The organism is Methylovulum psychrotolerans (assembly GCF_002923755.1).
Classification (GTDB): Bacteria; Pseudomonadota; Gammaproteobacteria; order Methylococcales; family Methylomonadaceae; genus Methylovulum; species Methylovulum psychrotolerans.
Map to the genome: position 1 here is coordinate 363,472 of NZ_PGFZ01000002.1, position 14,723 is coordinate 378,194.

Below are 14,723 nucleotides of genomic sequence, written 5' to 3' on the forward strand. Positions count from 1 at the left end.
GGACATGGCGTTTTTATTTAACGGGATTGCTTTTTACGCGGGGTATCGGCAAACGCTTGGCTGTTAAGGGGCGGGCGTATGTAGATCAAAGCTGTCTAAGGCGGTTTTTGCCCATAGGCGTTTAGCGGCAAACAACTCGACGTTCTCCTGTTCGGGGTACATGGAAAAATCATCATTGAACAAATCTACACCAATCCGTTCCTGTAAAGCGTTGTTGGTTTCCGAGCAGGCCTGGAAAAAACGCATAGCCAGTTGACGGTTGGGATAATAGGTTCCGCCTTTAAACAATTCGGTAATCTTTTGTGTTAATTGGTTGCGCTTGCGGGCGGCCGGTTCCGGTAACTCCAGCCGCCCGTCTTTAATCCGTTCATTCAGTTCTAAGATCAGGCAGGCCGCTTCTAGCGACAACGACTCATTTTTACGTTCGGTCATGGCTAAACCGAGTTCAGGGGTCAGTTTTGCGGTGGCACAAAAATCCAAGACCACATTGCCAGCAAGGAGCTTTTCCCGCGCGAATGGCTTGACAATGATGTTGTTGCTGCCAAATACCTCCGCCCAATTATCATAAATGGTATCGAAGCGGTAATAGTAGTTGCGGGCGGCCCCCACGTCCAAATGCTGGGCGGGAGTAAAGCCGACCAGCAGGGCAGTGGAATACAGGGACACTGCCATTAAATCTTGCCGCCGGAAATAGACCAAGACTTTAATATCCGAAAAATACCGTTCCAAAAGTGCTTTTATGGTTTCGATTTGCCCGATGCTGGTGACATTCGAATGAAGATGTTCGTTAGATATAATGGCACTGCGATAGTCATGGCGTTTAAGCTCATCGCTCAGGTGTTGTTCTAACCTTAAGCAAAACTCGGCATGTTTTTCCGCGCTATTAATTCCTAAATTTTTGTTGCCGAAAGACCATGGCCTCAGCTCGGCATAAGCGGCCAATTTGATATGATTTTTGTCGCCTAGGCTACTAGGATACAAGATACCCGCTTGTTGTAAACGGCGGCGGTTATGCGCTAAAAACTCTTGTATCGACGTTGTGCCTGTCTTTTCGGTACCAATATGTAACAGCAGGGTCGGTTTTGTCATCGGTCGTTGTAATCGTTAAATTAAGCGGCGTTAGCCAATAGTATTTTGGGGTCAGTCGGCTGTTAGCTTCAGACGAGGCATCGGCGTAACCTGTGTGTTACCCTGCCTATACTCAGTATAAGCAGGGTAACATAACGGCAATAGTCAAATTAATAGTCTAGGTCACTATAGAGGTATTGCAAGTGAAATGCGATAAGTTTATTACAAGGAAGTCCGCGTTTTGTTGACCGCTAAGGCTTGGTTGTCGGTAGAGGCAAAGACATCGCAGGTTTCCAAGGCTTTTAGCATCAATTTGCGGCCATTTTCAAAAGAATAATGGCGGGCGGCAAATTCACGCGCGGCAATGGAAGTTTTTTCCCATACGCTTTGGTCAATATACAGCTCAGTGACGGCATCTGCCCAGTCCTGCGCCGTTTCGGCGATCATGACTTCCAGGCCGTGGCGTAGCGGTGTGCCTTCGGCGGCGATGGGGCTGAGCACTGACGGCGTACCATGCGCGAGTCCGTCGATCACTTTACCTTTAATGCCTGCACCTGTCAGTAACGGGGCGACAAAGACTTTACAGGTATTGTAAATGTCGGCAACATCTTCGATGTAACCTTCGACGATAACATCGTCGCAGGCCAGTTTTTCCAGTTCCGGCGGTACATTGCTGCCGTAAATGCGGAATTTGGCATCGGGCAGTTGGTAGCGCAAGATTGGCATCACTTGGCTGATGAAAAACAACACCGCCGCTTTATTGGGCGGATGGCCGAAACCGCCTAAAAAGGCGATGTCTTGGCGGTCGGCAAAACCTGGAATGTCGTCTTTGATGTCCACGACCCAAGGGCAGGTGACAATTTTGGTGCTATTGAGGTTATGCGACAGCACCACGGCATGTTCAATCGGGTTGTAGGATAACACCACGTCCACTTGCCGCATAATCGACAGTTCATCCTCCCGGATAACACAGGCTTTGTTAATCTGTTCTTGGTCGTTGCGCTCGATGCCTTCGCGCAGTTCGCGCAGGAAATGCAGGTCGGCATTGCAGAACAGGACTTTCGCGGTCGGCGCGTATTGGCGTACCCAATGCAGTTGGTTTTTGGCGACGTAGTAACGGGTGATGTAAACCACATCAAATTCACTGCCGCGCTTTTCCATAAACGTTTGCATGCTGTATTCAAACGGCGCGTAGATGACCTCAATGCCAAGCCGTGGGGTTTGGTAATCAATCACTAAGGCGCGATGGTTGATGCCACGGTCTTTGTTCAGGTCGACCTGCTTGCCTTCTTCGCCGTTGAAACGGCAGCTATTGATCCATTTTTGCTTGAATTTAGGCCGGTTGATTTCCTGATAGCGCTTCGTGCCGGAGGTGACGCTGGTGCCGCTGCTGATGCCTTCAAAGTGATAGACGATGGACAGGGGGACAAACAGGGTTTTATAGCCTGCCGCCCGGACTTTAAAGGCCAGGTCGGTGTCTTCAAAATAGGCAGGGCAATACTCTTCGCTAAAGCCGCCGACTTGTTTCCATAAGGCGGTAGTCAACATGATGGCCGCACCGGACAGATAATCGGCTTGGCGGGTGTAGCTAAACCGGGGTTCGTGCGGATTGCCGCTGCGCCCGTAATTCCACGGGTTGCCGCTGCTCCAGACAATCCCGCCCGCTTCCTGTAATTTACCGTCGGGATACAGCAATTTAGAGCCTGCCAAGCCGACTTTGTCGAAACTCTCAAAGGTGAAGATCAACTCATCCAACCAATGCACGGTAGGTTCGGTATCGTTGTTGAGCATGACGATATACTGGCCTTTGGCGATACTTGCGCCCCGGTTACAGCTACGGATAAAGCCTTGCGAGGTTTCGTTGCGCAAGTATTGGATGCCGTCCACATAATCCAGGACATCCACGGTATCGTCGCTGGAGCCGTCATCGACCAGAATCACTTCGAAGCTGGCTTTGTTGTACGCAAACAAGAGGGCGACTAAGCAATAATAAGTGACCGGAAACTTGTTGTGGACAGGCACCACGATGCTGACATCGGGTGTTTCAACTACCGGAAAGCTGAGGTGTTCAAAGTGGCGGATTTTGTCAAACCCCGCCACCAGTTGCTCATGCAGCCGACCTAAGCAGGTGACGTGCGCAACTAAGGCCGCCAGCGCTTCACCGTCTTTATTGCCCGCTGCGGCAGACAAGGCCAGTAAGGAGGCACGCATGGCCTCGTAGCGGTAGGCGGCGGCGGGGGATAGTTTGGCGGGCAGAGGTTTGGCGGCATATTTTTGCAGCACATCCCAAGGGGTCAGTTGTGGTGGGGTGATTTCCGCCAGTACGCCGATCAGTTTGCCCGAAGGCCGGGCTTTGACTTCCAGAAGGTGAGGGCGGCCATCCAACAACTGTACGGGCAAGGCGATGTTAAACCCAAAAACTTGCGCGTTGTCATCGGCTTTTGCCGAGGTGGTGTCTATGACAAACAGCCCGTCGACATACAATTCGACCCGCATATCAGGCTGTGAAATCCAGCCGATGACGCGTGAGCCTTCGAGTTGTTCGAGCTTGCCGTGGACATCGGTTGCATAGCTGAACGTCTTAGGCGAGCCTTGGGCAGGTAAGCCGCTATTCCGGTCGATCAGGATGATGGTGTGCTGTTCGCCATCATAAGCGTGTTCGGGTAATTGAAACTGGATATAGGCCAGTTGGGTGTGGTCACATTTGCGTAAGGTTTGCCAGCCTTCGACGCTAATCAATGATTTTTCCCATTTTAACGGTGTTTTGTCTTCACCAGCCAGCAAAGTGAACGCCGGTTGGGTAAAAAACAGAAAGCTGTCTTTTTCTAAGGATTTGGCTGGAAATTTGCGTACCAGTAGGCGGACAAAGGCGGCTTTTTTGGGGGCTTGTAAATATTCGGTAATGCTAATATAGCCTTCTAAGTCCCTGCCGCCCAGTTTGCCTTCGGGGATGTTGGTTTCTTGGCGGGTGATGATTTTGTACTGCGCGTCATAGACTTCAATAATATAGCTTGCCAAGCAACGGTGCAGGCCGAAATGGCCGCCCAGTTGATAATGCCCGTTAGCGTCGATCGGGATAAATTCGCCGACCACCGGGTCGATATAGACCATATCGACGCTATTGTCGATACCGGCATTTTGATAGATATAGAGGGTATGGCCGTTATACAGCGACCATTTTTCGTTCAGGTCGCAACCTAAGCTGGCTAGGTTGGCATGTGATGGGTCGATGGCCCAGTAAGCGGGCTTATGCTCAAAGCCAGCATCGCAGATTTGGTTGATGTTCAGTAACAACGGCTGGTCTTTGGCTTCGGGTGCGTCCGAAGCGTCCAATGATTTGATGAACTCGTTATCAATTAATAAATCGACGCCGCCGCCTTCACTGACTAGCTTTTTTTGTACTACGGCGGCATTCAAAAAACCGTCACAGGATAAAAATAGACTTCTTATTTTAGGATCACTTATGCTCATTGCTTACCTTATGCCCATTTATGTATAAAAAACAGTTTTTTGCAAAATCAGCTATACCCTGAACAGTCAATTTTTCGGGTAATCCGTTCGTGGTGAGCTCTTCGACAAGCTCCGCCACAGGGGTTGTCTGGAGACAGCCGAACGGGTTAATCCTAAAATCGAAAACTTGACCGTTTGAAGTATAAGTAGTCATGCCATAGCCCCACTGCCTGCTTACGTTTAGCCGTAGTCCGGGGGGGCTTTTACTGTTGCCGCACACGGGCTTAATGCCGAACACAAAAAATACCCTGATAGGGCATTTTTCGGGTGGTGGGATGTTAAAAATCTAAGTAGGCAGAGGGGGAGTTAAACGCTCTTAAGCCATATCATAACCTAATGGTCTATATACCCCAAAAAGTTGTTGAAAAACCCTGAAATAACCTTGTTATTTTAATGACAATAGGCGGGTTTTACTGTTTGCCAACTAGCAAGTATTGGCCCTTAGTGTATAATTAATGGCATTTTACACGCAGATTACACAGCATAATACTATGAACATCCCACTATCCCACCGAGTCCAAGCCGTCAAACCCTCCCCCACTTTGGCCATCACCGCAAGAGCTGCGGCTATGAGGGCGGCAGGCCTTGATATTATTGGCTTGGGTGCTGGTGAGCCGGATTTTGACACGCCTGAGCATATCAAAGCGGCGGCGGTTAAGGCTATCGGCAGCGGTTTTACCAAATATACGGCAGTTGACGGTATCGCCAGCCTGAAAAAAGCGATTATCGATAAGTTTAAACAAGATAATGGCTTAGTTTATCAGCCTAAACAAATTTTGGTGTCCTGTGGTGGTAAACAAAGCTCGTTCAACTTGACCCAAGCGCTATTGAATGCCGGTGACGAGGTGATTATCCCTGCCCCATTTTGGGTGTCTTATCCTGATATGGTTTTATTGGCGGACGGTGTGCCGGTGTTTGTTGAAACCACCCAAGCCCAGCATTTTAAGATGACCCCTGCACAATTGCGGGCGGCGATTACCGATAAAACCCGCTTGATTTTTATCAACAGCCCGTCCAATCCATCCGGCATCGCCTATTCCTTAGCGGAATTGTCGGCTTTGGGCGACGTGTTAAAAGCGTTTCCGAACATTATTATCGTCACCGATGACATGTACGAGCATGTATTGTGGAAAAAAGGTTCGTTTGTCAATATCTTAAATGCCCATCCTGACCTGTATGACCGCACGGTGGTGATGAATGGGGTATCGAAAGCCTATTCGATGACGGGCTGGCGCATCGGTTATGCCGCAGGGCCTGCCGATTTGATCGAGGCGATGTGTACCATCCAATCGCAAAGTACATCTAACCCGACTTCCATTTCCCAAGTGGCGGCGGAAGCGGCCTTAACGGGCGACCAAAGCTTTATCGACCAGATGTGTGTGGAGTTTAAAAAACGCCATGATTTCGTGGTTGCGGAATTAAACGGTATTGACGGTATCGAATGCTTGGAAACCGACGGCACGTTTTATGTGTTCCCTAACGTCGAAAAATTGATCGCCCGTCTGGATGGCATTAATGACGATTTGGAATTTGCCGAATATCTGATAGAAAAAGCGGGTGTTGCTTTAGTGCCGGGTTCGCCGTTCGGTTGCCCCGGTCATATCCGTATTTCTATCGCCACCAGCATGGCGAACTTGGAAAACGCCTTGGCACGGATTAAACAGGCGATCTGAGGTTCTGTCGCAAATGCCCCAATCTTGGTGAATAATTTGCTAATTTTTGTTGCCAGAATATTAAGATCAGCTTTAAAAGTGTCCACTATCCAAAAGACGTTATCCTGTACGCAGTTTTCTTCTATGTCCGGTATGGCGTTTCCCACCGCGATCTGGAAGAGATTTTGGCGGAACACGGTGCCACCGCTTACCAGCAATTTATAGATACCGTCACGCATTGGATGCCGCAGAACGGAGTGCAATGGTCTTTAGAGCCATTGCACGATGGCCTAACCGCGTGTGCCAACGTTTAACCTGCCGTTTGCTTAACGCCGGAGGCTATATCCATTTGGTAGGCTAGTTTTGCCCGCCAATTAGGGCGGGCTCAGCTCTTGTAAATAGTTGCGGCAGAACCTCATTTTAGAGACTGTTATCATGTTGCCCATTTTTTTCTCCTTCGTTGCCATATTTTATGGCATTCAAAAATAAGCGGTTACACGGATTTATTTACACATTCGATACAGTGGATTAATTTAAAAACTTAGTTTATTTCGCACAATGTGTATGGGCGACATTAAAGTCGACTTCCGTAATGGATTCTTTGTCCATGCAAAGCCAATACGATGCCGGTTTCAATTCCGTTTTGCACGAAGCAGACAACGGCGCTGACACCGTTTTGCTAGTCCCTTTTGCCTTTTCCTGTTGCTCGAAACGCTGGGTAGCGCGTAAGCAGATATTGAAGGCTTCGCTTTGCGTATTGGGGGAGTCTGCACTACCGCCCTGTGGGGTCTTCCCTGGATGGGAGTCGGGTGATAATGCCTCAGGAGATGGACTCGGAACGGCCTCTGGAAGTTGGACTTCGTTAGATCCGGCAACCGGGACTCCTGGCGTGTTGGTAGCGGCTTTTTCGGCCTTACAAACCATCGGCAATGTCATGATTAGAATTAATCCAGCAACTAAATTACGCATGTTAGAACTCCACTGAGAACGGGTTTCAAGGAAAATGATGGGTATAGATGCCGTCGCTAATTAATCAACACAGGCCGATCCGGCTTTAAGGCCAACCGCCAGTCATGTCGCTTGCTTAACGTCGGACTCTATATTACCTATATACGCCCTTCCGCTTTAGGAAGTCCGTGCGATTCCACACATACCGTTTTATGGCGATCAGATTCTGTCCGAATTTAGCCTGGATAGTGATGGTGTTTTGTTGCTGTTCATCCGAATCGATACACCAACAATAATTTTTTAAGTGCGATACCGTACTGAGTACGTGTGATTTTCCGTCTAGCATGACGGCTGTAATTCATTGTTTGGCTTCCTAAAATAGTCGGATATATGCAGCACTGAATTACTGTTTACATCATCACATAACCGGAGAATCAAAGTGACTCATCTACATCATTTTTCAAATGCGCCCGTAAAAGCATCCAGCATCACCGGATCCAAAGTCATTAATCCTCAAGGCGACAGCCTCGGAGACATCAAGGAAATTGTTATCGACCCTCGTACAGGCAGGGTTGCATATGCCGTCGTAGCGTTTGGCGGTTTTCTCAGCATGGGGGAAAAGCTATTTGCAATTCCATTCAGCGCACTCGATTACAGCCTGAAGAATAGCGAGTATGTGCTCAATATTTCCAAGGAGCGATTGGAAGCGGCACCTGGTTTCAATCCAGATCATTGGCCTTCAATGGACGAAGAAAACTGGAATCGTGAAGTATACAAGTACTACGAGCGTTCGCCGTATTGGGAAAATTGATTGGCAAGAATTTTAGCCAATTCTTAACAGCTATCCGCTGTCCCGGCAGGGCATGGGTAAGCGTTCATAAACCTTTTAACATTTTTTCTACAAGCCTGTAAAAATCAGGCGTGTTGGCAGTGCCCGTTTAAAAAAACCTTAACCACGGAGGACACGCGGTTGTTTTCGTGCCCTCCGCGTTAAATTAAGGTAGGGTATATCACCAGTTGCCGGTATTGGGCATGGACAGCCAAGGCTCTTGCGGAGCGAGGGCTACGCCTGCTTGCAGCAATTCAATGGAAATGCCGTCGGGCGAGCGCACAAAGGCCATGTGGCCGTCACGCGGTGGGCGGTTAATGACTACCCCCGCATCCAATAAGGTTTGGCAAGTCGTGTAGATGTTATCGACGGCAAATGCCAGATGCCCAAAATTACGCCCGCCTGTGTAGTCTTCGCTATCCCAGTTATAGGTCAGCTCCAATAAGGGCGCGTGGGTTGCTTGTGCTTGGGCGGCATCTTCCGGTGCGCACAGAAACACCAGCGTGTAACGCCCTGCGGTGTTGTCCATGCGGTGGTGTTCTTGCAAGCCTAGTTTGTTGCAGTAAAAATCCAGTGTGGCATCGAGATTGTGGACGCGTACCATCGTATGTAAATAACGCATTGTGTGGCCTCTTATCGGCTAGGTTAAGGGGCGTTTATAGTAGCCCCTTAACAGGCTCGGTGCGAATTTTTATGTTTGCCCATGCCGAAAACAGCCAATAAGGTGGTCGTTGACCATGCCGGTCGCCTGCATATAGGCATAGCAAATGGTGCTGCCGACAAATTTAAAGCCGCGTTTTTTTAAGTCTTTGCTCATGGCATCGGACTGGGCGGTGCTGGCGGGTACGTCGCGCAGGGTCGCCCAAGTGTTTTGCACAGGCTGATGACCGACAAACTGCCAGATATAGGCGGCAAAGCTGCCAAATTCGGCTTGTATGGCCAGAAAGGCCTGGGCGTTGCCGATAGTGGCTTGGACTTTTAGGCGGTTGCGGACGATGCCGGGGTTGGCCAATAGTTCTTGAATTTTTGCCGCGTCATAACAGGCGATACGGGCGGCATCGAAATGGTTGAAAGCTTGCCGATAGCCGTCGCGTTTTTTCAGGATGGTCGCCCAGCTTAAACCCGCTTGCGCCCCTTCCAAGATCAGAAACTCAAACAGCAAGCGGTCATCATGGACAGGTACGCCCCACTCGGTATCATGATAGTGTTCTTCTAGGGGGCTTGCCAGCGCCCAGGGGCATTTGTCCATATCTTAGGCCTGTTCGGTGTCGGCTTGGCGGGTTTGCAGGCGGCGCAGTTTGGCGGCGCGTTTGGCAACCAGCGCCTTGGCAGCATCGGCACCGATATGGGCTTCGCCACGGTGTTTGGCGAGTGCCATTTGCTTTTCGCGCTCCTGAAAACGGGCTTTTTGTTCGGCGGTCACTTTATTGTAACAGTGTGGGCAGCTTACGCCTTGCTGGTAGAGGGGGCTGGTTTTGTCGGCTTCGGTGATGGGCAAGCGGCAGGCGTTACATTGGTCGTAATCGCCTTTTTCTAACTGGTGGTTGACGGTGACGCGTTCGTCAAACACAAAGCATTCGCCCTGCCATAGCGTCTCTTCGACCGGCACTTCTTCCAGATATTTTAAAATGCCGCCTTGCAGGTGGTAGACTTCGCTAAAACCCTGCTCTTTTAAATAGGCGGTGGATTTTTCGCAACGTATCCCGCCCGTGCAGAACATGGCGACTTTTTTATGCTGGTCGGGGTTCAGATGGGTTTTGACAAAATCGGGGAATTGTCGGAAGCTGTCGGTTTTGGGGTTGACCGCGTTCTTAAAAGTACCGACTTGGTACTCGTAATCGTTGCGGGTGTCGATCACCACGACATCGGGGTCTGAAATCAGTTGGTTCCAGTCTTTGGGGCTGACGTAAGTGCCGACTACGCGCAACGGGTCAATGCCCTCGACACCGAGGGTGACGATTTCTTTTTTCAGCTTGACCTTAGGGCGGTTAAAGGGCAGGGTGTCAGTGTAGGATTCTTTGTAATCTAACTGCGCCAGACGCCGGTCTTGGCGTAGCCAAGCCAGTAAAGTGTCGATACCGGCGCGGCTACCGGCTACTGTGCCGTTAATGCCTTCGCTGGCGAGCAGCAAGGTGCCGCGCAGGTGTTGGTCTTCCATAACGTCAAGCAACGGTTGGCGTAAGGCTTGGAAGTTTTCGAGGGTGACAAATTTGTAAAGGGCGCAAACAACGATAGGGGGCATGGTCTTCCTTATTGTAGGCTGGAACGTAAATCCAGGACAAAAAAGGCGTATTATACCGAAATGGCCGCAGGTTTGGGTGCTTACATTTGCGATTGCAAGTAGTTTTGGATGCCGACTTGGCCAATCAATTCAAACTGGGTTTCCAGCCAATCGACATGCTCTTCTTCGTTTTCAAGGATGCGCTCTAAGATCTCGCGGGAGATGTAATCCTTGACGGTTTCGCAGTATGCAATCGCTTCGCGTAGCAAAGGGATGGCTATCTGCTCCAGTTTCAGGTCACAGCTAAGCATTTCTTGCGGGTTTTCGCCGATCATCAGCTTGTCCAAGCTTTGCAGATTGGGCAGGCCTTCCAGAAATAAAATCCGCTCGATTAATAAATCGGCGTGTTTCATTTCATCAATGGATTCGTGGTATTCCTTTTCGTTCAGTTTCTTAAAGCCCCAATTCTTGTACATCCGCGCATGTAAAAAATACTGGTTAATGGCGGTCAATTCATTGGTCAGGGCTTTATTGAGGAATTCAATAACTTTTGTGTCACCTTTCATAGTCGTACCTATAGGGCTTAAGCGGCGTTGAGGAGGGGTTGGTTTACAGCCGAGGGCATTATAGAGTAACCCGTTGAGTTTTGGTTAAGCAATTCTTTCACATGCTTATTACATTTGCCGCAATCGCTGCCAACCCCAAAGCATTCAAACAGTTGACGGCGGGTACAAACGCCGTTATCTATAGCGGTTTTTATTTGCTTGTCGGTGACGGCTTTACAGACACATACATACATGGGGGGGTATCTCCGAAAGGAAAAATGTTGTGTAAATAATAACAATTCTCATTACAAAGATAAAGCGGAATATTAGCTTATTTAGGAAACAAACTGTAACGGTTTTGCCGCAGATGATGCTCAGGGCATCTGCGGCAAGAAAAAGCACTTAAATCAGCACCATATTGTCGCGGTGGATCATTTCGGCATCGTCGGCATAGCCCAAAATTTTCTCAAATTCCGAACTGCTTTTGCCGACGATCAGGCGGGCATCGTTAATGCCGTAATTAATCAGGCCGCGGGCGATTTCCGCGCCGCTTTCATCGACGCACGACACCAGTTCGCCGCGCTCAAATTGGCCGGAGACGGTTTTAATGCCGACGGGCAACAAGCTTTTGCCGTCGCTTTTTAACACTTTTACCGCGCCCGCATCCAAGACCAATTGCCCTCTGACTTGCAATTGCCCTGCCAGCCAGCGTTTCCGTGCGGCTAATGGTTCTATGTCAGGCACGAAATAAGTGCCGAGTTCGTGGCCTGCGATGACTGTGCTGATGACGTGCGCCGCACCGCCGGAGGCGATCACGGTGGCCGCGCCCGAACGCGAGGCTAGTCGTGCGGCGCGGACTTTGGTGGACATGCCGCCGCGCCCTAAGCCGCTGCGGCTGTCGCCCGCCATTTTTTCCAGCCGGTCATCATTGACGCTGATTTCTGGAATGAGTGTCGCGTCGGGATATAAGCCGGGGTCGCCTGTGAACAGGCCTTGTTGGTCAGTGAGGATAATCAGCAGCTCGGCTTCAATCAAATTGGCGACCAGCGCGGCGAGGGTGTCGTTATCGCCGAAACGGATTTCCTCGGTGGCGACGGTGTCATTCTCATTGATGACCGGGACGACACCGAAATTCAGCAAGGTCAGTAAAGTGCTACGCGCATTGAGATAGCGTTGGCGGTCTGACAGATCATCGTGCGTTAACAGCACTTGCGCGGCATGGAGGCCATGGGCTTGGAAGTTGTCGTCAAATGTCCGCACTAGCCCCATTTGCCCGACTGCCGCCGCCGCTTGCAATTCGTGCAGGGTTTTTGGGCGGCTTTTTAGGCCTAAGCGGCTCATGCCTTCGGCGACCGAGCCGGATGACACCAGCACGATATCAATGCCTTGCTGGCGCAATTCGGCCATTTGTTGGACCCAAGCGGCAATAGACGCTTTATCCAGCCCTTGTCCGCCTTTGGTTAACAGGGAACTGCCGATTTTAACGACCACCCGTTTGACGTTTTTAAAGTGTGTTCTGCTCACGGTTTGTTATTCCCTGTTTTTTTAGCATTCAATACAGTTAGTGGTTACACGAATTGTTTTTCATTCAGTAATGTGACCGCCTGTAGGCGGGCAAATTTTCTATCAAAGGTAAATAATTGATGGGTGTTTTCTAAGCAATCAGACAAAATTAGGCAATCAGAAAAATCTGCATGGTGTGTTGCAAAAGTGGCTAAGGCTGCATCAAATTGTGCTTTGTGTTGCAAAATAAAAAGCGGGGATTTTTGTAGATGCTTTAATGCAGTTAGCACAGCGGCCTTATCGAATTGGTAAGATTTTTCCAAAACCCAAACGGTTTCTACTTGCACAATTTGCGGCACATAAACGTATTTGGCACGTTTTAAAAGAGCTTTCGCTAAAGCGACTTGAGCTTGGGCTGTTGGGTCATTAACTAATAATCGCACGACGATATTAGTGTCAACAGCAATCATAAGCTTCCGCCACGGCTTTTTATCGCTTCATCCATTTGCTCTAAACTAACACCGTGCGCGGCGGTTAATATGCCGCAGGCTTGCTCAATCTCGGTATCGGTCAATTCATGATCTTGGGCTGTTGCTGTGGGAAATGAATAGCGCGTTTCTAAGAAGCAAATAAAATCCAACACTTCTTTTTGTAAATGCTCCGGCAGGTGCTGGCTGTGTATTGTGATGGCGTGGATATGATTCATTAGGATGTCTCTTAGGCTGTAGGGAGGTTATAGAGTCCGGCGTTAAGCAAACGACAGGTTAAACATTGGTATACACGGTCAGGCTATCGTGCAATGGCTGAAGACCATTGCACTCCGTTCGGTGCGGCCTCTCCAGTGGAGTGCAAAGGTCTTTAGCCTTTGCCGAGGGCTTTAACCTCGCGCCTAACCAAATAAATCATCTTGGCCTGCCTGTGTGTCTCTTAATGAGTGACGGCATCTATAACACATCCATGCAGTGCCGTTCTGGTACGGGAATTAAGTAGTGCGGCCATTTTGTAAATTGGTATGCAATATGGGCATTGCACCAAGATAACGAGATTCTACATCGGCTTCTTTAGCTCCTTGGCGGGTTTGGATGCTAAGGTTTTGCCCTGTTGCGCGAGGCGGTTAAGTGGACCCCATTGTCCAGACAATATTTAGCCTAGTTTAAGATAGTGTCATTGCCATTGCAGCGGATTGGCGCTGCCCCGTTTCTCCGTTTGAAACATTTCGTTTGTCGCTAAAATGGTCTGCTATTTTAGCCCCGCCGCCGACCGCTGTCCGATAGACTTCATCAGGCGTTTTATAGCCCAGTGATTGGTGGTAGCGTCCGCTGTTGTAGAAGACAAAATAGTCCGCCAACCCTGACAGCAATTCCGGCAAATGGGCGTAACCTTTCAGATACACATCCTCATGCTTGACGCTCCGCCATAGCCGTTCGACAAAAATATTGTCCAACGCCCTCCCGCGCCCGTCCATGCTGATGGTGATGCCGTTGTCCTTGAGTACGGCTATCCATTTGTCGCTGGTGAACTGCGCCCCTTGGTCGGTGTTGAAGATTTCGGGTATCCCGTAGAGCCTGAGCGCAGTTGCCAAGCAATCCACGCAAAAGCCGACATCCATCGTGTTCGACACTTCCCAAGCCAAAACCTTACGGCTGTACCAGTCGATGACGGCCGCCAGGTAGACAAAACCGTGCGCCAGCCGGATATAGGTTATGTCTGTGCTCCAGACTTGGTTCGGGCGGACAATGCCCAAGCCCCTGAGCAAATACGGGTAAACCGCGTGCGCCGGGTGGCTTTTGCTGGTGTTGGGGCCGGGTGCCATCCCCGCCAAGCCTAAGGTGCGCATTAGGCGCTGCACACGCTTGCGGTTCACGCAATGGCCTTCGGCGCGTAGCCAAACCACCATTTTCCGGCTGCCGAAAAAGGGGTGGCGGGTGTATTCCTCGTCCAACAGGCGCAGCAACATCAGCTCGAACCCGTCAACCCTTTCCGCTTTACCCGTGTACACGGTCGACCGGGCTATGCTTGCCAAACGGCATTGGGCTGTTATTGCTAACCGCCCGTCATTGGGGTCAACCCATGTTTGCCGGAGGCTTAAGGGTTGATCCCGGACTTTTTTTTCAGCCAATCCAACTCCATATTGAGTTGCCCGATTTTGGCGTACAGGCGTTCGGGGTCGCTTTGCGGGTCAACCGCCTTCGGGCCGCGCTTCGTCTCAAACAGTTGCCCGGCATTCTCCAGCAAGGCTTTTTTCCAGAGGCCGACTTGCGTCGGGTGCACACCGTGTTCTTGGGCTATCTCATTGGCCGTCTTTGTACCTTTGACCGCCTCCAACGCCACCTTCGCCTTTTGTGCCCCAGTCATCAATTTACGCTTTTTCTCACTCATTTTTATCCACCTGTTTTATGATGGACACCATCTTAAATTATTGTCTGTTTTTATGGGTCCACTATACG

The 14,723-nt window shown here is 49.9% G+C and carries 14 protein-coding genes and 1 pseudogene; 3 read left to right on the top strand and 12 right to left on the bottom strand.

Annotated elements, in window-relative coordinates:
- Window positions 1–63 precede the first annotated feature (63 nt).
- Together AADEFJLK_RS07345 and AADEFJLK_RS07350 are read right to left on the bottom strand one after the other, a co-directional pair.
- A complete protein-coding gene (locus AADEFJLK_RS07345) occupies window positions 64–1,089 on the bottom strand; it encodes a hypothetical protein (protein WP_088618458.1) in 1,026 nt (341 codons plus the stop codon).
- 201 nt (window positions 1,090–1,290) lie between these two features.
- Window positions 1,291–4,539 carry a glycosyltransferase gene (locus tag AADEFJLK_RS07350; protein WP_103973815.1) on the bottom strand — a complete coding sequence of 1,083 codons (3,249 nt, stop codon included), beginning with the start codon at window positions 4,537–4,539 and terminating at the stop codon, window positions 1,291–1,293.
- Between the two features lie 530 nt (window positions 4,540–5,069).
- Here AADEFJLK_RS07350 and AADEFJLK_RS07360 point away from each other — a divergent pair.
- Both AADEFJLK_RS07360 and AADEFJLK_RS07365 read left to right on the top strand, forming a co-directional pair.
- A complete protein-coding gene (locus AADEFJLK_RS07360; RefSeq protein WP_103973817.1) occupies window positions 5,070–6,251 on the top strand; it encodes a pyridoxal phosphate-dependent aminotransferase in 1,182 nt (393 codons plus the stop codon).
- Window positions 6,252–6,310: 59 nt separating this feature from the next.
- Window positions 6,311–6,436: pseudogene (locus AADEFJLK_RS07365) on the top strand (IS6-like element ISPmar1 family transposase); the annotation flags it as partial.
- Between the two features lie 340 nt (window positions 6,437–6,776).
- On the opposite strand, the gene AADEFJLK_RS07370 reads toward AADEFJLK_RS07365, so the two are convergent.
- The gene (locus tag AADEFJLK_RS07370) at window positions 6,777–7,199 is read right to left on the bottom strand and encodes a hypothetical protein (protein WP_103973818.1); all 423 of its coding nucleotides are present in this window, start codon (window positions 7,197–7,199) and stop codon (window positions 6,777–6,779) included.
- Between the two features lie 418 nt (window positions 7,200–7,617).
- On the opposite strand from AADEFJLK_RS07370, the gene AADEFJLK_RS07380 reads away from it, so the two are divergent.
- Window positions 7,618–7,989: a PRC-barrel domain-containing protein gene (locus tag AADEFJLK_RS07380; RefSeq protein WP_157679012.1), complete on the top strand. Its 372-nt coding sequence runs from the start codon at window positions 7,618–7,620 to the stop codon at window positions 7,987–7,989.
- 199 nt (window positions 7,990–8,188) lie between these two features.
- On the opposite strand, the gene AADEFJLK_RS07385 is transcribed toward AADEFJLK_RS07380, so the two are convergent.
- From AADEFJLK_RS07385 to AADEFJLK_RS07425, 9 genes are all read right to left on the bottom strand, one after another.
- Window positions 8,189–8,629, bottom strand: coding sequence for a VOC family protein (locus AADEFJLK_RS07385; RefSeq protein ID WP_103973819.1), 441 nt, complete (start codon window positions 8,627–8,629; stop codon window positions 8,189–8,191).
- Between the two features lie 69 nt (window positions 8,630–8,698).
- Window positions 8,699–9,256, bottom strand: coding sequence for a DNA-3-methyladenine glycosylase I (locus AADEFJLK_RS07390; protein WP_088618451.1), 558 nt, complete (start codon window positions 9,254–9,256; stop codon window positions 8,699–8,701).
- Window positions 9,257–9,259: 3 nt separating this feature from the next.
- Complete coding sequence (gene trhO / locus AADEFJLK_RS07395) at window positions 9,260–10,249, bottom strand: oxygen-dependent tRNA uridine(34) hydroxylase TrhO (RefSeq protein ID WP_103973820.1); 990 nt, start codon at window positions 10,247–10,249, stop codon at window positions 9,260–9,262.
- Between the two features lie 80 nt (window positions 10,250–10,329).
- Window positions 10,330–10,794, bottom strand: a complete 465-nt coding sequence (gene bfr, locus AADEFJLK_RS07400; protein WP_088618449.1) for a bacterioferritin — start codon at window positions 10,792–10,794, stop codon at window positions 10,330–10,332.
- A gap of 17 nt (window positions 10,795–10,811) precedes the next feature.
- Complete coding sequence (locus AADEFJLK_RS07405; RefSeq protein ID WP_103973821.1) at window positions 10,812–11,027, bottom strand: (2Fe-2S)-binding protein; 216 nt, start codon at window positions 11,025–11,027, stop codon at window positions 10,812–10,814.
- 148 nt (window positions 11,028–11,175) lie between these two features.
- A complete protein-coding gene (gene proB, locus AADEFJLK_RS07410; RefSeq protein WP_103973822.1) occupies window positions 11,176–12,297 on the bottom strand; it encodes a glutamate 5-kinase in 1,122 nt (373 codons plus the stop codon).
- Between the two features lie 44 nt (window positions 12,298–12,341).
- Window positions 12,342–12,746, bottom strand: a complete 405-nt coding sequence (locus tag AADEFJLK_RS07415; RefSeq protein ID WP_103973823.1) for a type II toxin-antitoxin system VapC family toxin — start codon at window positions 12,744–12,746, stop codon at window positions 12,342–12,344.
- Window positions 12,743–12,982, bottom strand: a complete 240-nt coding sequence (locus AADEFJLK_RS07420; RefSeq protein WP_103973824.1) for a DUF2281 domain-containing protein — start codon at window positions 12,980–12,982, stop codon at window positions 12,743–12,745. The genes AADEFJLK_RS07415 and AADEFJLK_RS07420 overlap by 4 nt, the downstream gene beginning before the upstream one ends.
- A 447-nt stretch (window positions 12,983–13,429) precedes the next feature.
- Window positions 13,430–14,655 (bottom strand): IS3 family transposase gene (locus AADEFJLK_RS07425; RefSeq protein WP_428839023.1). Its coding sequence is split into 2 segments (ribosomal slippage): window positions 13,430–14,379 and window positions 14,379–14,655, totalling 1,227 coding nucleotides; the frame shifts between segments, so codons are not numbered across the junction.
- Between the last annotated feature and the right edge of the window lie 68 nt (window positions 14,656–14,723).